Below are 18,384 nucleotides of genomic sequence, written 5' to 3' on the forward strand. Positions count from 1 at the left end.
TGCAGGGGGGGGGGGGTGCCAGGAAGGGCCCACCCTCCCCCCCTTCTCCCCCAGACGGAATCGGTTTCTTTGGGGGGACTCTCGGGGGGGTTTTGGGGGGGGGGGGGGGGGGCCCCCCCCCCCCCCCCCTCCACCGTGCTCAAACGCGCTTCCTGCCTGCTCAGCAGAGTGCAGGCAAGGACCCGCGGGCCTCTGCGCGGGCCCCTACGCGACCGACCAGGCGATGCCGTCGAGGATGTCGTGCTCGCTCACGACGACCTCCCGGGCGCCGATCCGTTCCATGATCGAGAGAAGGACGAGCGCGCCCGCCGCGATCACGTCGACGCGCCCCGGGTGCATCGAGCCGACCGCCGCGCGCTCGGCGTGCGTGGAGCGCAGCAGCCAGTCGGTGATCTCGCGGACCCGGTCGTAGGAGACGCGCGAGTGGTGGATGGCCGCCGAGTCGTACGCGGGGAGGTCCTGCGCGATCGCCGAGACGGTGGTGACCGAGCCGGCCAGGCCGACCAGGGTGTGCGCCTCGCGCAGCGGGACCGTCTTCTCGGCGAGGTCCAGGGCCGCCTCGATGTCGGCCCGTATCGCCGCGACCTGCTCCGGCGTCGGCGGGTCGGTCACGACGCCCTCGTGCGCCAGGTGACGCTCGGTCATCCGGACACAGCCGATGTCCACGGAACGGGCGGCGCGTACGTGGTCGTCGCCGACGACGAACTCCGTGGAGCCGCCGCCGATGTCCACCACCAGGTAGGGCCGGCCCAGGTCCTGGCGGCCGGTCAGTTCCCGGGTGGCGCCGGTGAAGGAGAACTCGGCCTCCTGGTCGCCGCTGATGACCTCGGGCTCGACGCCCAGGATGTCCAGCACCCCGCGCGCGAACTCGTCCCGGTTCTCGGCGTCCCGGGAGGCGGAGGTGGCGACGAAGCGCAGCCGCTGCGCGCCGTGCTCCTTGATGACGGCCGCGTACTCCCGGCAGGCGGCGAAGGTCCGCTCCAGGGCCTCGGGGGCCAGCCGGCCGGTGCGGTCGACACCCTGGCCGAGCCGGACGATCGTCATCCGGCGGTCCAGGTCGACCAGTTCGCCGGTCTGCGGATCGCAGTCGGCGACGAGGAGCCGGATGGAGTTCGTACCGCAGTCGATGGCGGCGACCCGGGTCACGGGGTGTCGTCCTTCGCGTCCTGGCCGAGCGTGACGCAGGCGCCCTTGCGCCACCACTCGGGGAGCATCGCGAGGGCCTCGTCGCCGAGCGGGTTCACACCCGGCCCCGCGGCCAGCGAGTGGGCGACCAGGACGTGCAGGCACTTCACCCGGTCCGGCATGCCGCCCGCGCTCGGGAAGCCCTTCAGCTCCTCGATCTCGTCCCGGCGCCGGATGTAGTCCTCGTGCGCGGCGCGGTAGGCGGCAGCCAGCTCCGGGTCGGTGCCCAGCCGGTCGGTCATCTCCTTCATCACGCCGTTCGCCTCGAGCGTGCCGATCGCCGAGTTGGCCTTCGGGCACGTCAGGTAGTACAGCGTCGGGAAGGGCGTGCCGTCGGGGAGGCGGGGGGCCGTCTCGACGACGTCCGGCTGTCCGCACGGGCACCGGTGCGCGATCGCGCGCAGTCCGCGCGGCGGCCGGCCGAGCTGCTGCTTGAAGGCCTCGACGTCGGCGTCGGTGGGCTCGGTGCGCGGAGTGGTCGGCGGGGCAGTTTCCATGCCTGTACGAAAATCTCTCTGTCGGTTCACTGGTCGGAGGCGTCGGACTTGTCGACCCCGTCCCAGACGTTCGAGTACCAGGGGCGGTCGGCCGCCCCGAGGTCGGCGCGGGACTGCTTGGCCGCGTCCGGGTCGATCACGATGTAACCGGTCTCCCCCGGCATCACATAGTGCAGCCGCTGCCGGATCTGCTGCTCGGCGTACGCGTCGTCCTGCCAGCGTGCCTTGAGGTCGCGCAGCTGTTCCACCCGCTCGCTGGCCTGCCGCTTCTCCCGCTCCAGATCGGCGATCTCGGCGCGCTGGGAGACGTACTGCCGCATCGGGTAGGCCAGGGCCACGATCAGGGTGCACAGCACCAGCGCCAGCAGGGCCGCGCGGCCGGTGAGGCGGGAGCGGCGGGCCTGGCGCTTGGTCTGGGAGCGGTAGACCCGGGCCGCGGTCTGCTCGCCGAGCAGCCGGATCCTGGTCGTGGTGGAGAAACGGTCCCGGTCCTTGACGGCCATCGGCTCTCCGCCTCCCCATTCACGTGCGTACGTCCCCGCACACGGTACGGGACCGGGTACGGGGACGTACGTACGACTGGCTAAGCCTTGACCCGGTTCGGGTCAGCCGGTCAGCCCTTGAAGCGGGGGAAGGCGCTGCGGCCGGCGTACACCGCGGCGTCGTCGAGGATCTCCTCGATGCGCAGCAGCTGGTTGTACTTGGCGACGCGCTCGGAGCGGGCCGGGGCGCCGGTCTTGATCTGGCCGCAGTTGGTGGCGACGGCCAGGTCGGCGATGGTGACGTCCTCGGTCTCGCCGGAGCGGTGGGACATCATGCACTTGAAGCCGTTGCGCTGGGCCAGCTCGACGGCGTCCAGGGTCTCGGTCAGCGAGCCGATCTGGTTGACCTTGACGAGCAGGGCGTTGGCGGCGCCGTCCTCGATGCCGCGGGCCAGGCGCTCCGGGTTGGTGACGAACAGGTCGTCGCCGACGATCTGCACCTTGTCGCCGAGCTTGTCCGTGAGGACCTTCCAGCCGGCCCAGTCGTCCTCGAACAGCGGGTCCTCGATGGAGACGAGCGGGTAGGCCGCGACGAGCTCCTCGTAGTACTCCGTCATCTCGGCGGCCGAGCGGTCCTTGCCCTCGAACTGGTACTTGCCGTCCTTGTAGAACTCGGACGCGGCGACGTCGAGCGCGAGGGCGATCTGCTCGCCCGGCGCGTAACCGGCTTCCTTGATGGCCTCGAGGATGAGGTCGAGGGCCTCACGGTTGGAGCCGAGGTTCGGGGCGAAGCCGCCCTCGTCGCCGAGGCCGGTGGACAGGCCCTTCGACTTCAGGACCTTCTTGAGGGTGTGGTAGACCTCGGTGCCCCAGCGCAGGGCCTCGGAGAAGGACTCCGCGCCGATCGGGGCGATCATGAACTCCTGGATGTCCACGTTGGAGTCGGCGTGCGAGCCGCCGTTCAGGATGTTCATCATCGGCACCGGCAGCAGGTGCGCGTTGGGGCCGCCCAGGTAGCGGAAGAGCGGGAGGTCGCTGGCCTCGGAGGCGGCGTGGGCGACGGCGAGGGAGACGCCGAGGATGGCGTTGGCGCCGAGCGAGCCCTTGTTGTCGGTGGCGTCCAGGTCGAACATGGCCTGGTCGATCAGGCGCTGCTCGGTGGCGTCGTAGCCGACCAGCTCCGGGCCGATCTGCTCGATGACGGCGAGGACGGCCTTCTCGACACCCTTGCCCTGGTAGCGGTTCGGGTCACCGTCGCGGAGCTCGATGGCCTCGAAGGCGCCCGTCGAGGCACCGGAGGGAACGGCGGCACGACCCGTGCTGCCGTCGTCGAGGCCGACCTCGACCTCGACGGTGGGGTTGCCTCGCGAGTCGAGGATTTCCCGGGCTACGACGACGTCGATGGACGGCACGAGCATCTCCTTCTTGGGATGTGACGCTGGTTGTGCGGGGCCGCGTGGGCCTTGCGACTAGAGCCTAACCGTCTTCGGGGCCTCGGCAGCCGACCGACCGCCCCGTGGACAGAGAGACCGTACCTATTGTTTCCGTCCGGAACAAAGGGCGGGTGGCGCGGAGGCGAAGTTACGGGGCAGAAAAAACCCCGCCCCGGTGCGTACGGGGGAACACGCACCGGAGCGGGGGCCCGTGGGGACGGGGGTGACCCTCACGAGGTCTTCAGTGTGCGGGACCCGCTTGTGGGGAAGCTGTGGTCCCGCTGGGGGCCGGGTGTCACTGGGGGACGACGACCCGGCCGGGGGGTCACTTCAGGTGCAGCTGCTGGCCCGGGTAGATCAGGTCGGCGTCCTGGACGACGTCCTTGTTCAGCTCGAACAGCTTCTGCCAGCCGCCCTTGACCTTGCGCTTCTCGGCGATGGTGCTGAGGGTGTCACCCTTGACGACCTTGTACTCGCCGTCGCCCTTCTTGACCTTCTTGCCGGTCGGGGTGGTGACGGTCTTGGTGCTCTGCTCGCTCTTGGTGGCGGCCGGGCGCTCGGCGGAGCGGGAGGCGGTCTGCTGCTCGGTGGAGCGGGAGGCGGCGCTGTCCGAGGAGGACGAGGAGGGGCTGCCGGAGCCGGTCGAGGCGCTGCCACCGCTGTACGGCGTGCTCGACAGGCTTACGCCGCAGACCGGCCAGGCACCCTTGCCCTGGCCCGCGAGGACCTTCTCGGCGACGGTGATCTGCTGCGCCTTGGAGGCCAGGTCGGCGCGGGAGGCGTAGGCGGTGCCGCCGTACGCGGCCCAGGTGGAGGCGGAGAACTGAAGGCCGCCGTAGTAGCCGTTGCCGGTGTTGATGGACCAGTTGCCGCCGGACTCGCACTGGGCGACCGCGTCCCACTCGGAGGCGGTGGCGGCGGAGGCGTTGCCGGCCGCCATCAGCGGGGCGGCGATGGCGACACCGGTGACGCCCGCCAGAGCGGCGACGCGGGTGGTCCTGGACGGACGGCGGTGCTTGCCCTTACCGGAAAACAGCATGGTGGATCCCCTCACCGACGCCTGCGAGGTGAGCTGTCGGGTTCGGGCCGGTTGAGTTGCCCGGCCGCGCACCTTGCGGCGCACGGCTTCACCCCAAGCCGGATCCAGCGTCAACCGCTGCGCCCGGCACTTACCTTGGGTCCCCCGCTCCTGCCTACGGCGCTTGACGCGACGACTGTTCCCGGACTGCCACTGGCAGGATTCGGCGTTGCGACGGCCGGGGCTCGGATTGCCGAGCGGTCCCGACCGTAGACACGCGATCGGCGGAATTCCAAAGACGATCAGGGCTTCTGAGACTCATCCCACACTTTCACCAAACCGGACATTCGGCGCGAAGTGTGACGTGAACTCCCGGTGTTTTTCTGGGCGTTCCCGCCCTATTGAACCCCTGTGTCCAGCGTCTGACCGGGGGTGATGTCGCTCGGGTCGGCACCGATGAGGTCCCGGTTCTCGGCGTAGAGGGCGCGCCATCCGCCGTCGAGGCCAAGGGAGTCGGCGATGGAGACGAGGGAGTCGCCCTCCAGGACCGTGTAGACGGAGGCGGCATGCCGGCCGGAGGACGCGGTCGTGGTGTTGTCGATCAGGGCCTCGTCGGCGGTGGTGCCGCGGTGGCGGCCGGAGCCGAGGGAGCCGGTGTCGACGAGGTCCCAAGAACCGACGTCCTGCACCGACTTGTCCGACTCGTCCGCTTCGGGGGTTGCCGTGGGCGAGCTGTCGTCCGCCTGTGCGTCCCCCGGCTTCGCGGAGCCGTCGGAGGCCGCCGAGTCGCCCTCGGCAGCGGAGGAGGAAGAGGACGAAGGGGACGAACTCGGCGAATCCTTCGAGGAATCAGCGGACGAGTCCGCATCGGAGTCACCGGTGTCACCGGTGTCACCGGACGTACCGGAGCTGTCGGACTTACCGGACTTGTCGGAGTTCGAGGAGTTGGACGACCCCTTGGACAGGTCGGACAAACCGGAGGAACCGGATGAGTCGTCAGCCACGCCGGTGTCCACGTCGAGCGCGCCCGACTCCTCGGTCAGCCCGGACGTCAGCCCGCAGGTGCCCCACGCGCCGACCCCCTCGGCCGCGAGGAGCTCCTGCGCGACGGCGATCTGCTGGTTACGGCTGGCCAGGTCGGGGCTGTCGGCGTAGTCGAGTCCGCCGTACGTCTCCCAGTCGTCCTGGGTGAGGCTCAGGCCGCCGTACTCGCCGTCGCCCTTGTCGGCGCTCCAGGAGCCGCCGGTCTCGCACTGCGCCACCTTGTCCCACACCGTGCCGTCGGCCGCGCTCGCTCCGGAGGCGCCGAGCAGCGGGATGGCGATGGCGGAGCCGGTCACGCCCGCGGCCACGAGGAGGGCCGGAGCCTGACGGGGGCGACGGTGACGACCGTTCCCGGAGAGCATGCGGGGGCCTTTCTCTGGACAGCACTGACCGGCGCGGCGGCGGTGCGGATGCAATCGCATGGGCCGCGCTGACGAGTGAACGTATCGGCAGACGATCACTTGTCACAAGTTAATGCCGCGCAGATCACGTGAAGATCACAGACGTGAGAGTCGGTCACCTTCGCTTCGCCGGACCGTCACACTCCGGTTGACGTGCGGTCAGTCACCGAGCGGACATCGCTCCGTCACGCACCGGCGTGAACTCGACCGGCAGGGTGCGCAGTCCGCGCATGATGAGCCCGCCGCGCCACCTCAAGTCGGACGGATCCACAGCGAGTCGGAGGTCCGGAAGCCGGGTGAGGAGGGTGGCCAGGGCGGTCTGGCCCTCCAGCCGGGCCAGCGGGGCGCCGAGGCAGTAGTGGATGCCGTGGCCGTAGCCGAGGTGCTGGTTGTCGCGGCGGGAGAGATCGAGTGTGTCGGGGTCGGTGAACCGGGCCGGATCGCGATCGGCGGCGGCGAGGACGACGAGGACGGGGTCGCCGGCGGCGATGTCCTCGCCGCCGAGGGTGAGGGGCTCGGTGGCGAAGCGCCAGGTGGCCAGTTCGACGGGGCCGTCGTAGCGCAGGAGTTCCTCGACGCCGGTCTCCAGAAGGGTGCGGTCGGGTGTGGCCAGGGAGTCCTGGAGGCGGCGGCGCTGCTCGGGGTGGGTGAGGAGGGCGTAGGTGCCGTTGCCGATGAGGTTGACGGTGGTCTCGAAGCCGGCGAACAGCAGGATGAAGGCCATCGCCGCGGCCTCGTTCTCGGTGAGGTGCTCGCCGTGGTCGGAGGCGCGGATGAGACCGGAGATGAGGTCCTCGCCGGTGCCCGGCTCGGCGGGCAGGGCCTCGCGCTTGCGGTGGATCAGCTCGGCGAGATAGCCGCGCATCTTCTTCACGGACCGTGCGACCCCGCCCCGGGGCCCGCCCCCGTGCCGGATCATCATGCCCGCCCAGTCCCGGAAGTCGTCCTGGTCCTCGCGGGGGACACCGAGCAGGTCGCAGATGGCGTAGATGGGGAGCGGGAAGGCGAAGTCGTGGATGAGGTCGGCGCCGCCCTCCCGGGCGAACCGGTCGATGAGCTGGTCGGTCAGCTCCTGCACCCGGGGCGCGAACTCGGCGACCCGGCGGGGTGTGAACGCCTTGCTGACCAGCCGCCGCAGCCGGGTGTGGTCCGGCGGGTCGATGTTCAGCAGATGCGTCATCAGCTCCGCCTTGCGCTCCCCGGGGATGCCGGTCTTCCCCTTGGCGTGCGCGGGCTCGTCGTGATGCGCCGGGTTCTTGGAGAGCCGCTGGTCCGCGAGGGCCTGCTTGGCGTCCGTGTACCGGGTGACCAGCCAGGCCTCCACCCCGCTCGGCAGCCGCGTCCGGTGCACGGGGGCGTGCTCGCGCAGCCAGGCGTAGGCCGGGTAGGGGTCGGTGGCGAACTCCCAGGTGAAGAGTTCCGGGGCGGGGGTGGCGGGGGTGGGCTTGCTGGTCACTCCTCGACGGTAGCGGGGTTCCTGGCGAGGGCCTTGCGGAGGGCGGTGGGGAGGACTGGGAGGGTGAGGGCTGGGGGGCTGGGGGGAGGGCTGGGGGGAGGGCGGTGCGCCGGGTGGCGGCGGCCGGGGAACGGCATTCGGCCGCCCTCGCGAGCCGAGCCGCGGTTCAGTCACCTCGGCCGCCAACTCCCGTTCGTACAGGCCTCCGCGCCTCGACGCCCGCTCAGAGGCCCGCCGTATTAACCCACCACCCCTTCGGTGGTCCGGATCGCGTCCCGGTAGGCCCGGGCCGCCGCGCGCAGGGCCGCCTCGGGGTCGACGCCCTCCGACTCGGCGCGGGCGGCCAGGGCCAGGAGGTCGTAGCCGATGCCCTCGACGGCCGGGAGGGGGACGTCCAGGTCGGCCGAGCGGACTCGCGAGGCCAGTTTGGAGGCCAGGGCCAGGGCCGGCTGGTGGAGGGGGACGCCGTCCGTCACCGACGCACGGCGCTTCTCGACCGCCTTGGTGCGGAGCCAGTGCTCCTTGACCTCCTCCGGGGTCGTGGCCGTGGCGTCGCCGAAGACATGGGGGTGGCGGTGGATGAGCTTGGTGACGATCGTGGCCGCCACGTCGTCGACGGAGAAGGGCGACTCCTCGTCCTCCTCGGCGATGCGGGCGTGGAAGACGACCTGGAGCAGGACATCGCCCAGTTCCTCGCGGAGTTCGTCGTGGTCGCCGTCCTCGATCGCCTCGACCAGTTCGTACGACTCCTCGACCGCGTACTTCGCCAGGCCCTTGTGGGTCTGCTGGGAGGACCAGGGGCACTCGGCGCGGATACGGTCCATGACCTGGACGAGGTCGAGGAGGCGGGCGCCGGGGAGGTCGTAGGAGGCGGGCAGGAGTTCCAGTTCGGGCATCGACACCCGGCCGGAGCCGGCCAGGCGGGCCAGGCCGTCGGTGAGGGCCGGTTCGCCCTCGCCCGTCGCGACGACCACGACCGTGCGGCCGTCCGCGCAGGCCGCGACCAGGGCCTCGGCAGTCGGGGAGGTCTCCTCGACCGCTATGCCCGCCTCCCTCAGATACGGCAGCTGCGGATGCGCGCCGTCCGCGCACAGCACGCGGTCCGCCGTGCGCAGGGCCTGCCAGGCGGGCCAGGAGAGCAGGCCGGGGGCGACGCGGTGGCTGGTGGTGAGCAGGACGACGCGGCCCGTCGAGGAGCCGGTGGGTGCGGTCACATCGTTCACACCTCGAACGTAACCCACGCCCGCCGGCCGCCTCGCCCGTTGTCCACAGACCGATCGGCCGGTCATATCGTCAGACGGGCCGGTCGGTCATATCGTCAGGCAGACCGGCTGGTCACGTCGTCAGGCAGACCCGCCGGTGATGTCGTCAGGTCGGCTGCTGGGTTCCCGCGGACGTGATCTCCCGTACCCACGGCGTCTGGGCGTCCACCCGGCTGACCTTCTTCGGGTCCCAGCTGCCGTAGCGCGGGTTGAGGTCGACGCCGAGTTCCTTGGACGCCTTGGAGAGGGTGTCCCAGAAGACCTGCTGGCTGGTGTCCGTGCCGAGCTTCGTGGCGAGCTTCTGGGCCTCCAGCTGGAGGCCCAGGTTGTCGTCGAGGCGCTGGGGCGGGATGCCGTACTGCTGGAGCCATGTCGTCTCCAGGCCCTTCGCGCCGCCCGCCTGCTGCTCCAGGCCGGCCCTCATCTGCTGGACCTCGTTGCGGCTGACGGTGATCCCCGCGTCCTCGGCGGCCCGGTGCAGCACCCGGTCGAGGACCATGCCGTGCAGGGTGTCGCGGGTGAGACTGCCGGTCTGGGCGACGACCTGTGCGTACTGGGTGTCGTCGGGGACCGCCGCGCGCTGGGCCGCGCGGACCTCGTTCACCCGGTTCTCCAGCTGGGAGACGGTGATCCGCTGGTCGCCCACGACGGCCGCCGCGCCGGGATGCGCGTCGTTCCCGCAGGCGGTGAGGAGGGGGGCGGCCGCGATCGCGGCGGACAGCAGAAGCGCGGTGCGACGGCGACGGCGGGGCAAGGAAACCTCCCGAGGAGATTGTGCGACGGTGCACAAAGTCTTGCGGTGATCGATGGTAGGCAGTGGGGCGCCTGGGGCCAACCCATTCGACCAACGATTCACCAGGACTTCGGGCACCGCCGCGCCCGCGGGCCGCCCGCTCGTCGGTACGAGGGGTCAGCCGCGTACCCGGGTCAGCCCCGCACCCGCGCGGTCCGGGTCAGCCGATCAGGGCGACCGGGGCGTCCCACGCGTCGCGGTCCACGGTGATGGTGTAACCGCCCCGCGTCTCCTTGCTGTTGACCATGTACTGGTGACCCCGGCTGTGGTTGGTGAACTGGGTCGCGCCCCACGGCCAGTCGGCGGTCGTGGTGTTCTGCTTGTCCCACAGCGCGTACCAGAGATTGCCCGGCAGGTCCGTCTTGTCCGTCGCGGTGGCGATCGCCTTGGCGCTGGAACTGCTGAAGCCGTAGTACCCGGCGCGGTACGTCTTGGCGCGCAGCGTCTTGGTGAACGAACGCACGTACGTCAGCACGGCGTCGTTGCACGACTTGTTCGTGATGTCGTACGGCTCCATGTCGAGGTAGATCGGGCTGCCTGCCTTCATTCCGAGCGCCGAGGCCTTGGCGACCGCGTCCGCCGCGTCCGTGGCGCCGAGGGAGGCGGCCGTGGCGGCGGTGAGCTTCTCGGGGTTGGCGCTGGTCTGGCAGGGCGGCTGGGCGCCGACGTAGAGCGGGATGAGCTTCCAGCCGGCGGTGTTGACCGACTTCACCCAGGACGCGGTGAGGTTGGGCTGGGCACAGCCGCGGTTCTTGCCGCCGATGTAGACGGCCGCGGCACCGTAGAAGCCGTCGGTCTTCCATGCCTTCATCGCGGACAGCGAGGGCGCGGTGCACGTGTCGAACGCCCGGCCGGTGTACGTCTTCTGCGCGGGCCAGGTGGTCGCGGCCATCGACGTCTGCGCCGCGATGCCGGCGCCCGCGAGCACGGCGGCGCCCGCCACGCCCCACGTGATGTATCTGCGCTTCCTGGACTGCCGGTGCTCGGCCATTCCCACCCCAATGTTCGTTCACGCGTTCGCATGTCATGTACGTACGAAGCGTTCGCACCGTAACCGGTGCCGTCCCCGCGATCGGGAAACACGGGTTCCCCATCGCCACAAGATTCGCTCATGTCACGGTAAAGGAGGGGCGGCCTGCCGCGGCACGTTCGTGGCCTACCCTGGCCCCCTGCCGACTTGGGGGGCGATGAGGATGACGACGACAGCCATGACGACGGGCGCGGAGAGACGGCTGCCGGGCGGCTGGATACAACGGGTGGCCTGGACGGCCCTGGCGTGGTGCTCGCTGGGCCTGCTGGTCTGGGTGCCCTTCCTCTACGTGGGGATCCGCCGCGGTCTCCCCTCGGACTGGGGCGCCTTCGCCGCGTTCGCCCTGTACGAGTGCGTGACCCTGCCGTGGGCCGTGACCACCGCCGAGGATGACGGCGACGCGTTCATGGGCATCGCGGTCATCGTGACCCTGCTGGTGGCGACCTGGCTGATCCTGTTCGCCGTGTTCGACAAGAAGGTCAACCCGATGCCGGCGGTGGCGTACGGGCAGCCCCCGTACCAGCAGGGGTATCCGTACGGACGCTAGGACCTGGCCCTGGACCTGGACCTGGCCCTGGGCCGCCCGTCCGCCTCATGGATGGATCACGCCGGTCTTCCATACCGTGACGGAGCCGTCATGGTTCTCCCACACGTGCCCGTGCAGCACGCGGTCCTCCTCCCTGGCCCACTCCAGATAGACGCGCTCGGCGTGGGTCGTCGGCGTGACGACCGCGCCGGCCTTGTCCGCAAGCATGATCATCACGGGCATCAGGCCGTCCAGCATGGTGATGAACTCGGAGTGGGTCGTACGGCCCCGTCTCTTCAGCGCCGCGTCGACGAACGCCGCGTAGGCCTCGGGGTCGACCATGACCCAGTCGCCCGAGATGTCGTCGAGCCCGCTCGGCACCTTGAGGATCCGCCTGCTGAGGGCCTCGACCCCGCCCATGAACAACTGACCCACGGCGAGCGCCGGTTCCCAGACGTCCTCGTCGGCCTCTCTGACGGTGAAGATGTAGCTCATGGGTGCCTCACAGAGGGTCTCTGTCTCACAAGGGGTGCCTCATCGGTGAACCCATTCGGTCAACCGTTCGTTTCACTCAGTCCGCGTGGAAGCGGTCCGGTGCATTCGTCGGGTTGCCGCCGGTGGGGAGCTTCTGGTCGGGGCAGGTCGAGAGGACCTTCTCCATCGCGGACTTCTCCGCCGCGCTGACCCACAGGCCGTACTTCTTCTTCACGGCGACCTGTGCCGCGACGTACGGGCAGCGGTAGGACTTGTTCGGCGGCAGCCAGGTCGCCGTGTCACCGTCACCCTTGGAACGGTTGGTGCTCGCGTCGACCGCCAGGAGGTTGAGCGGGTCGTTGGCGAGCGCTATCCGCTTCCCGGCGTCCCAGTACTTCGCGCCCTTCTGCCAGGCGTCGGACAGCGCGACGACATGGTCGATGTCGACCTTGCTCGCACCGCGCCGGTAGGTCACGTCCTTGCCGGAGTACGGGTCCGACTCCAGCACGCCGTAGGACACCTTGCAGTCGCCGCCGGTGAACCTCACCTCCTCCAGGTCGCGTTTGAGTATGTCGTCCCGGGTGCCACAGCCGTTGGAGTCCGTGTCCGCCCAGGGGCTGCCGAACTTCCCCCGGTCGTAGCCGGTCTTCGGGGCACGCCCCTTCACCGTCAGCGACTCGGCGGCCGCGAGGGCCGCTCCCCCGCCGGCCGTCGACCCGGCTCCCCCGGAGCCGGAATCAGATCCGGTGGTCAGGTCGGTGCAGCCGGCCACGGCCACCGAGGCCATGGCGCACATCAGTGCGACGGCCGTCGCCGTCCCACCCCTCAGACGCCTCACGTGGGCCCCTCCCCTTGCCTGCCCCGCCGCCGCCCCGCACAGGGCGGTTTCCCTGGCGGACGCTGGTCCACACCGTAGCGAGGGGGCGTGCGAGGGCGGCCGGGAGGTCCAGACCACCACCATCTCAAGTGGGCATCTCTCGCATCTCGGGAATATCGTCGGTGGTGAGTCACCTCCGGAAGGAGCTCTGGATGGGCATCTTCGACAAGTTCCGCCACCACGGGCAGGGCAAGGCCAAGAACATGTCCGACACCGCGGAACAGAAGGTCAACGAGAAGACGGGCGGCACGTACGAGTCCCAGGTCGACGACGCGCAGCAGAAGGCAGAGGGTGCGCTCGACATGGACCGCGAACGGCCCGACCGGCCCGACCGGCCGTAGTCGCCGTCAAAGCCGTAGCCGCAGTCACAGCCGCAGTCACAGCCGTCGGAGACTCACGGAGGAACGCCGGGCCCGGGACAGCGGGCCCCTCGTACCGCCACGTGCCACCTCGAAGAGAAGCCGTCCGCGCAGCCCACCTCCCGCGGGCGGCTTCCCCATGTCCACCGCCGCCCCCGCCGCCGCCCTCCACCGTCGCCCCTCACGCGTCTCAGACCTTTCCGATGCCCAGCGTCGACTCCGACGGCAGCAGGCCGGAGCCGAGCACCGCGACCCAGTAGTCGCCGAGCAGCGCGGCGAGGCGCTCGGTGTCCTGCGCGCCGAGTGCCTGCCAGGGGCCGAGGGCGAGGCGGTCGGTGTCCTGTTCGACGCGGCGGCGCAGGTCACGGCCGGCCTCCGTCGCCGTACCGTCCGCCTCGACCAGTCCTCTGGCGACCAGGCGGTCACGTGCCGCCGCCCATTCCCCGGGGGTCCAGCCGCGGCTCTCGAAGCGCTCGACGGAGGCGGCGCCTATCGCGGCGAAGGACACCAGCGCCTCGGTCGGGTCGAGGCCGGCGGTGAGCAGGGCGGCGAGATGGCCGTCGCCGCGGTGCTCACGCAGGATCGTCGCCGCCTGCCAGAGTTGGAGGTGGGGAGCGCTCGGCCACTCCAGCGCGGCATTGGCCGCGGCGAGCGGGCGGCCGGCGGTCTCCGCCGCCTCGGCGGCCCGCCGGGCGAGGGCGGCCGCCTCCGCCAGCTCGGGACTGTCGACGCGGTCCCCGAACAGGGTGCGACAGGCCCGGTCCATGCCCCGCAGTCTCGCCTCCAGGGCGGCTTGCGGGGTGGTGGTCCCGCGGCCCGCGTCGACGTACCGGGCGACCATGGCGGGCGCGAAGCTGTAGAAGGCGGAGGTCACCGCCTTGGCGCCCACCGGACCCAACGGCGCGGCCCGGAACGGGAAGTAGCCCGACCAGCGGTCCTCGGCATCGAGGCCGAGCGCGCCGGCCTCCTCGAAGACCTCCGGCGCGTAGTACAGCACCGCGTGCAGCGGTTCCAGCAGGTGCCAGAGGCGTCGGGCCTGTGTGGGCTCGACCCGCGCGGGCCGGACCTGCTGTTGTTCGGTCCTGCTGACCTCGTTCTCCGACATGACGTCTCCCCCGGTCGCGTCCTCGCGCCGTTCGGCGCACAGCACAACTTGACACTGACAAGATGCCCGACGCCCGCAAACTTGTCAATGCCTAGATTCGACGTAGGCTGCTGCCATGAGCCCGTACCACCACGGCGATCTGCGCCGCGCCATCCTCACCGCCGCGCTGGACGTCATCGCCACCGACGGCCCCTCCGCGCTGAGCCTGCGCGACCTTGCCCGCCGCGCCGGCGTCTCGCACGCGGCACCGGCGCACCACTTCCGGGACCGCACCGGTCTGCTCACGGCCATCGCGGCGGAGGGTTTCGGCCTGCTCGCGGCTGCCACGAAGGAGGCGGCCAGCCTCAAGGAAGCGGGCGTGCGCTATGTCCGCTTCGCCCGCGAGCACCCCGCCCACTTCCAGGTGATGTTCACCCCCGGGCTGCTGCGGGCCGACGACCTCGAGCTGACCACGGCCCGCGCCCTGGCCACCGACGCCCTGCGCACCGTCGTCTCACAGGCCCGCCACGACGCCACAGATACCGATACCGAGAGCGAGAGCGAGAGCGGCGCCACCACCGCCGACGACGCCATCAACACCCGCCTCGCCGGCATCGCCGCCTGGTCCGTGGCCCACGGCTTCGCGACGCTCCTGCTCAGCCACAACCTGGACGACGTGGTGGGCGAGCGCGACCCCGAGGACGTGTTCGAGACGATGACAGGCCTGCTGTTCCGGCCGCTCTGACCCCGACCGGAACAGCCACCTCCGCCTCCGCCTCAACCACCGCCACCGGCCCGCCCCCGCCCCCGAATTCGTCCCCGGCGGGGCCGGTCCGTGGTCCCGTTCCTACGACCCCAGCACCGACGCCAGGAACTCCCCCACCCAGCCCAGCAGTTCGCGCCCGACCAGCGGCTTGCCGCCGACCTTCGCGGTCTTCGGGCGGGGTACGAGGACCTGGTGGACCGCCGGCTTGATGACGGTCCCGGGGTAGAGCCGCTTGAGGCGCAGCTCCTGCGACTCGCGCAACTCCACCGGTGCGAAGCGGATGTTGGTGCCCTGAAGGACGATCTCACCGACGCCGCACGCGCGTGCCAGCATGCGCAGGCCCGCCACGAGGAGCAGGTTCTCCACCGGCTCGGGCAGCTTGCCGTAGCGGTCGACGAGTTCCTCGCGTACGGCCTTGATGTCCTTCTCCGAGTTGGCGGAGGCGATCGCCCGGTACGCCTGGAGTCGCAGCCGCTCGCCGGGGGCGTAGTCGTGCGGGACGTGCGCGTCGACGGGCAGCTCGATCTTGACCTCGAGCGGCGGCTCCTCCTCGATCTCGCCGGTCTCCAGCTGGCGCCGGTAGTCCGCGACGGCCTCGCCGACCATCCGGATGTACAGGTCGAAGCCGACGCCCGCGATATGGCCGGACTGTTCGCCGCCGAGGAGGTTGCCCGCGCCGCGGATCTCCAGGTCCTTCATCGCCACGTACATGCCCGCGCCCATCTCGGTGTGCTGGGCGATGGTCGCGAGGCGCTCGTGGGCGGTCTCCGTCAGCGGCTTCTCCGGCGGGTAGAGGAAGTACGCGTAGCCCCGTTCCCGGCCACGGCCCACGCGGCCGCGCAGCTGGTGCAGCTGGGACAGACCGAAGGTGTCGCCGCGCTCCACGATCAGCGTGTTGGCGTTGGAGATGTCGATGCCGGACTCGACGATCGTCGTCGAGACGAGCACGTCGAACTTCTTCTCCCAGAAGTCGACGACGACCTGCTCCAGCGCCTGCTCCGACATCTGGCCGTGGGCGGTGGCGATCCGCGCCTCGGGCACGATGTCGCGCAGCCGGGCGGCCGCGCGGTCGATGGACTCGACCCGGTTGTGGATGTAGAAGACCTGGCCCTCGCGCAGCAGTTCGCGCCGGATGGCGGCGCCGATCTGCTTCTCCTCGTACGGCCCGACGAAGGTGAGCACCGGGTGGCGCTCCTCCGGGGGCGTGGTGATCGTGGACATCTCGCGGATGCCCGTCACCGCCATCTCCAGGGTGCGCGGGATGGGGGTCGCGGACATCGTGAGCACGTCGACGTTCGCGCGGAGCTTCTTCAGCTGCTCCTTGTGCTCGACGCCGAAGCGCTGCTCCTCGTCGACGATGACCAGGCCGAGGTCCTTGAACTTCGTCTCCGAGGAGAACAGGCGGTGGGTGCCGATGACGACGTCCACGCCACCCTCGCGCAGGCCCTCCAGGGTGCCCTTCGCCTCCGTGTCGGTCTGGAAGCGGGACAGCGCCCGCACGTTCACCGGGAACTGCGCGTACCGCTCGCTGAACGTGCCGAAGTGCTGCTGCACGAGCAGGGTCGTGGGGACCAGGACAGCCACCTGCTTGCCGTCCTGGACGGCCTTGAAGGCGGCGCGGACGGCGATCTCCGTCTTGCCGTAGCCGACGTCGCCGCAGATCAGGCGGTCCATCGGGACCGTCTTCTCCATGTCGTCCTTGACCTCGGCGATCGTGGTCAGCTGGTCCGGGGTCTCCGCGTACGGGAACGCGTCCTCCAGCTCGCGCTGCCAGGGCGTGTCCGTGCCGAACGCGTGACCGGGGGCGGCCATGCGGGCGCTGTAGAGCTTGATGAGGTCGGCGGCGATCTCCTTGACGGCCTTCTTCGCGCGGGCCTTCGTCTTCGTCCAGTCGGCGCCGCCCAGCCGGTGCAGCGTGGGCGCCTCGCCGCCGACGTACTTGGTGATCTGCTCCAGCTGGTCGGTGGGGATGTAGAGGCGGTCGCCGGGCTGGCCGCGCTTGGCGGGGGCGTACTCGACGACCAGGTACTCGCGGGTGGCGCCCTGGACGGTGCGCTGCACCATCTCGATGTAGCGGCCCACGCCGTGCTGTTCGTGGACGATGTAGTCGCCCGTCTCCAGGGTGAGCGGGTCGATGGTCTTGCGGCGGCGCGCGGGCATACGGGCGCCGTCCTTGCCGGCCGCCTTCTGGCCCGACAGGTCGGTCTCGGTGAGGACGGCGAGGCGCAGCGCCGGGTCGACGAAGCCGTGGTCGATCGAGCCGCACGCCACGTGCACGATCGAGGGGGAGATCTCCGCGAGCTCGCCCGTCCGCGCGTCGGACGAGGTCAGGCGGGCGGCGATGCCCTCGCCGCCGAGCACCTCGACCGTGCGGGCGGCCGGGCCGTGGGCCTCGGTGACGAACACGACCCGCCAGCCGTCGGCGAGCCAACCCTTGGTGTCGGCGAGGGCCTTCGCGCTGTCGCCGCGGTAGGCCTCGGGGGCGTGCATGCCGAGCTGGAGGGTGTCCGCCTCCAGCTCCAGGTCGGCCGCGAACGGCGACACCGACCACCACATCATGTCCAGCTCGCGCGCGCGGTCGCGGACGTCCGCGATGGACCACAGCGAGGCCGCGCCGACGTCGATGGGTGCCTCGCCGCCGCCCGCGGTGGCCGCCCAGGACGCCTGGAGGAACTCCTGGGAGGTCGCCACGAGGTCGGCGGCACGCGTGCGTACCCGCTCCGGGTCGCAGACGACGGCCATCGCACCCTTCGGGAGGACGTCGATCAGCAGCTCCATGTCGTCGACCAGGACGGGCGCGAGGGACTCCATGCCCTCGACGGCGATCCCCTCGGCGATCCTGCCGAGCAGCTCGCCCAGCTCGGGGTGGAGCTCGGCGAGGGCACGCGCACGCGTGCGGACGTCTTCCGTCAACAGAAGTTCACGGCAGGGCGGCGCCCACAGGCCGTGGTCGGCGACCTCCAGGGAGCGCTGGTCGGCGACCTTGAAGTAGCGGATCTCCTCGACGTCGTCGCCCCAGAACTCGACGCGCAGGGGGTGTTCCTCGGTGGGCGGGAACACGTCCAGGATGCCGCCGCGGACGGCGAACTCGCCGCGCTTCTCCACCAGCTCCACGCGCGCGTACGCCGCCGCCGCGAGCGCCTCGACCGTCGCGTTCAGGTCGGCCCGGTCGCCGGTGCGCAGCGCGACCGGCTCCAGGTCGCCCAGGCCCTTGACCTGTGGCTGGAGCACGGACCGTACCGGCACCACGACGACCGAGACCGGGCCCGTCTCGGGGTCGTCGGGGCGGGGGTGGGCGAGCCGGCGGAGCACGGCGAGGCGGCGGCCGACGGTGTCGCTGCGGGGGCTCAGGCGCTCGTGCGGGAGCGTCTCCCAGGACGGGTACTCGACGACGCCGTCCGCCGGGAGGAGGGAGCGCAGGGCGGCGGCCAGGTCCTCCGCCTCACGGCCGGTCGCCGTCACCGCGAGGACCGTGCGGCCGGTCTCCCGCGCCAGGGCGGCGATCGCGAAGGGGCGGGCCGCCGGGGGGCCGACGAGGTCGACGTGCATGCGGTTGCCGTCCGCGGCCGCGGGGATCGCTTCCGCGAGGGCGGTGTCCTTGACGACGGCGTCGAGCAGACCGTGCAGGCTCATGAAGGGCTTTCCGTCCGAGGGCCCGGGGTACGTCCGTCCGCCAGGGGGCGGGCGTACCGGGGGC

At 71.0% G+C, this 18,384-nt stretch carries 17 protein-coding genes and 1 riboswitch; of the genes, 3 read left to right on the plus strand and 14 right to left on the minus strand.

Going from position 1 to position 18,384, the window contains the following annotated elements; all coding sequences use genetic code 11:
- Positions 1 to 204: 204 nt before the first annotated feature.
- From ACZ6D7_RS12665 to ACZ6D7_RS12710, 10 genes are all read right to left on the minus strand, one after another.
- Positions 205 to 1,146 (minus strand): Ppx/GppA phosphatase family protein, encoded by a 942-nt coding sequence (locus ACZ6D7_RS12665; protein ID WP_469488274.1) that lies wholly within the window; start codon positions 1,144 to 1,146, stop codon positions 205 to 207.
- The gene (locus ACZ6D7_RS12670) at positions 1,143 to 1,682 is read right to left on the minus strand and encodes a DUF501 domain-containing protein (RefSeq protein WP_469488277.1); all 540 of its coding nucleotides are present in this window, start codon (positions 1,680 to 1,682) and stop codon (positions 1,143 to 1,145) included. Before ACZ6D7_RS12670 ends, ACZ6D7_RS12665 begins: the two co-directional genes overlap by 4 nt.
- A 26-nt stretch (positions 1,683 to 1,708) precedes the next feature.
- On the minus strand, positions 1,709 to 2,185 hold the full coding sequence (locus tag ACZ6D7_RS12675; protein WP_469488280.1) for an FtsB family cell division protein: 477 nt from the start codon (positions 2,183 to 2,185) through the stop codon (positions 1,709 to 1,711).
- 110 nt (positions 2,186 to 2,295) lie between these two features.
- On the minus strand, positions 2,296 to 3,582 hold the full coding sequence (gene eno, locus ACZ6D7_RS12680; RefSeq protein WP_469488285.1) for a phosphopyruvate hydratase: 1,287 nt from the start codon (positions 3,580 to 3,582) through the stop codon (positions 2,296 to 2,298).
- A gap of 340 nt (positions 3,583 to 3,922) precedes the next feature.
- Positions 3,923 to 4,636, minus strand: a complete 714-nt coding sequence (locus ACZ6D7_RS12685; protein WP_469488290.1) for a transglycosylase family protein — start codon at positions 4,634 to 4,636, stop codon at positions 3,923 to 3,925.
- A gap of 3 nt (positions 4,637 to 4,639) precedes the next feature.
- Positions 4,640 to 4,808: riboswitch (cyclic di-AMP (ydaO/yuaA leader) on the minus strand.
- A 205-nt stretch (positions 4,809 to 5,013) separates the two neighbouring features.
- Entirely contained in the window at positions 5,014 to 6,021 is a 1,008-nt protein-coding gene (locus ACZ6D7_RS12690; RefSeq protein WP_469488294.1) for a transglycosylase family protein, read from the minus strand.
- Between the two features lie 202 nt (positions 6,022 to 6,223).
- The gene (locus ACZ6D7_RS12695; RefSeq protein ID WP_469488297.1) at positions 6,224 to 7,516 is read right to left on the minus strand and encodes a cytochrome P450 family protein; all 1,293 of its coding nucleotides are present in this window, start codon (positions 7,514 to 7,516) and stop codon (positions 6,224 to 6,226) included.
- Positions 7,517 to 7,755: 239 nt separating this feature from the next.
- Entirely contained in the window at positions 7,756 to 8,739 is a 984-nt protein-coding gene (locus ACZ6D7_RS12700) for a nucleoside triphosphate pyrophosphohydrolase (RefSeq protein ID WP_469488300.1), read from the minus strand.
- Positions 8,740 to 8,884: 145 nt separating this feature from the next.
- Positions 8,885 to 9,532 carry a SurA N-terminal domain-containing protein gene (locus tag ACZ6D7_RS12705; RefSeq protein WP_469488303.1) on the minus strand — a complete coding sequence of 216 codons (648 nt, stop codon included), beginning with the start codon at positions 9,530 to 9,532 and terminating at the stop codon, positions 8,885 to 8,887.
- Positions 9,533 to 9,731: 199 nt separating this feature from the next.
- Positions 9,732 to 10,562 (minus strand): glycoside hydrolase domain-containing protein, encoded by an 831-nt coding sequence (locus ACZ6D7_RS12710; RefSeq protein ID WP_469488306.1) that lies wholly within the window; start codon positions 10,560 to 10,562, stop codon positions 9,732 to 9,734.
- A gap of 202 nt (positions 10,563 to 10,764) precedes the next feature.
- Between ACZ6D7_RS12710 and ACZ6D7_RS12715 the strand changes: the two genes are divergently transcribed.
- Positions 10,765 to 11,148 (plus strand): hypothetical protein, encoded by a 384-nt coding sequence (locus ACZ6D7_RS12715; RefSeq protein ID WP_469488309.1) that lies wholly within the window; start codon positions 10,765 to 10,767, stop codon positions 11,146 to 11,148.
- 45 nt (positions 11,149 to 11,193) lie between these two features.
- Here the strand turns inward: ACZ6D7_RS12715 and ACZ6D7_RS12720 are convergent, their stop codons facing one another.
- Complete coding sequence (locus ACZ6D7_RS12720) at positions 11,194 to 11,622, minus strand: DUF6086 family protein (RefSeq protein WP_469488312.1); 429 nt, start codon at positions 11,620 to 11,622, stop codon at positions 11,194 to 11,196.
- Between the two features lie 76 nt (positions 11,623 to 11,698).
- Positions 11,699 to 12,439, minus strand: coding sequence for an HNH endonuclease family protein (locus tag ACZ6D7_RS12725; RefSeq protein ID WP_469488316.1), 741 nt, complete (start codon positions 12,437 to 12,439; stop codon positions 11,699 to 11,701).
- Between the two features lie 191 nt (positions 12,440 to 12,630).
- On the opposite strand from ACZ6D7_RS12725, the gene ACZ6D7_RS12730 reads away from it, so the two are divergent.
- The gene (locus tag ACZ6D7_RS12730) at positions 12,631 to 12,819 is read left to right on the plus strand and encodes an antitoxin (protein ID WP_469488322.1); all 189 of its coding nucleotides are present in this window, start codon (positions 12,631 to 12,633) and stop codon (positions 12,817 to 12,819) included.
- A 208-nt stretch (positions 12,820 to 13,027) separates the two neighbouring features.
- Here the strand turns inward: ACZ6D7_RS12730 and ACZ6D7_RS12735 are convergent, their stop codons facing one another.
- Positions 13,028 to 13,942: an SCO6745 family protein gene (locus ACZ6D7_RS12735; protein WP_469488330.1), complete on the minus strand. Its 915-nt coding sequence runs from the start codon at positions 13,940 to 13,942 to the stop codon at positions 13,028 to 13,030.
- 115 nt (positions 13,943 to 14,057) lie between these two features.
- On the opposite strand from ACZ6D7_RS12735, the gene ACZ6D7_RS12740 reads away from it, so the two are divergent.
- A complete protein-coding gene (locus tag ACZ6D7_RS12740) occupies positions 14,058 to 14,666 on the plus strand; it encodes a TetR/AcrR family transcriptional regulator (protein WP_469488333.1) in 609 nt (202 codons plus the stop codon).
- Between the two features lie 102 nt (positions 14,667 to 14,768).
- Here ACZ6D7_RS12740 and mfd read toward each other — a convergent pair whose 3' ends face one another.
- Positions 14,769 to 18,320, minus strand: coding sequence for a transcription-repair coupling factor (gene mfd, locus ACZ6D7_RS12745; RefSeq protein ID WP_469488336.1), 3,552 nt, complete (start codon positions 18,318 to 18,320; stop codon positions 14,769 to 14,771).
- Positions 18,321 to 18,384: the final 64 nt, after the last annotated feature.

Source organism: Streptomyces sp. NPDC041784, from assembly GCF_055591025.1.

What these genes read in the sequence shown, in the direction of transcription:
- eno (WP_469488285.1), bottom strand. Translation starts at nt 3,582, where the DNA reads ATGCTCGTGCCGTCCATCGACGTCGTCGTAGCCCGGGAAATCCTCGAC.
- mfd (WP_469488336.1), bottom strand. Translation starts at nt 18,320, where the DNA reads ATGAGCCTGCACGGTCTGCTCGACGCCGTCGTCAAGGACACCGCCCTC.
- ACZ6D7_RS12685 (WP_469488290.1), bottom strand. Translation starts at nt 4,636, where the DNA reads ATGCTGTTTTCCGGTAAGGGCAAGCACCGCCGTCCGTCCAGGACCACC.
- ACZ6D7_RS12670 (WP_469488277.1), bottom strand. Translation starts at nt 1,682, where the DNA reads ATGGAAACTGCCCCGCCGACCACTCCGCGCACCGAGCCCACCGACGCC.
- ACZ6D7_RS12675 (WP_469488280.1), bottom strand. Translation starts at nt 2,185, where the DNA reads ATGGCCGTCAAGGACCGGGACCGTTTCTCCACCACGACCAGGATCCGG.
- ACZ6D7_RS12720 (WP_469488312.1), bottom strand. Translation starts at nt 11,622, where the DNA reads ATGAGCTACATCTTCACCGTCAGAGAGGCCGACGAGGACGTCTGGGAA.
- ACZ6D7_RS12735 (WP_469488330.1), bottom strand. Translation starts at nt 13,942, where the DNA reads ATGTCGGAGAACGAGGTCAGCAGGACCGAACAACAGCAGGTCCGGCCC.
- ACZ6D7_RS12730 (WP_469488322.1), top strand. Translation starts at nt 12,631, where the DNA reads ATGGGCATCTTCGACAAGTTCCGCCACCACGGGCAGGGCAAGGCCAAG.
- ACZ6D7_RS12715 (WP_469488309.1), top strand. Translation starts at nt 10,765, where the DNA reads ATGACGACGACAGCCATGACGACGGGCGCGGAGAGACGGCTGCCGGGC.
- ACZ6D7_RS12690 (WP_469488294.1), bottom strand. Translation starts at nt 6,021, where the DNA reads ATGCTCTCCGGGAACGGTCGTCACCGTCGCCCCCGTCAGGCTCCGGCC.
- ACZ6D7_RS12710 (WP_469488306.1), bottom strand. Translation starts at nt 10,562, where the DNA reads ATGGCCGAGCACCGGCAGTCCAGGAAGCGCAGATACATCACGTGGGGC.
- ACZ6D7_RS12740 (WP_469488333.1), top strand. Translation starts at nt 14,058, where the DNA reads ATGAGCCCGTACCACCACGGCGATCTGCGCCGCGCCATCCTCACCGCC.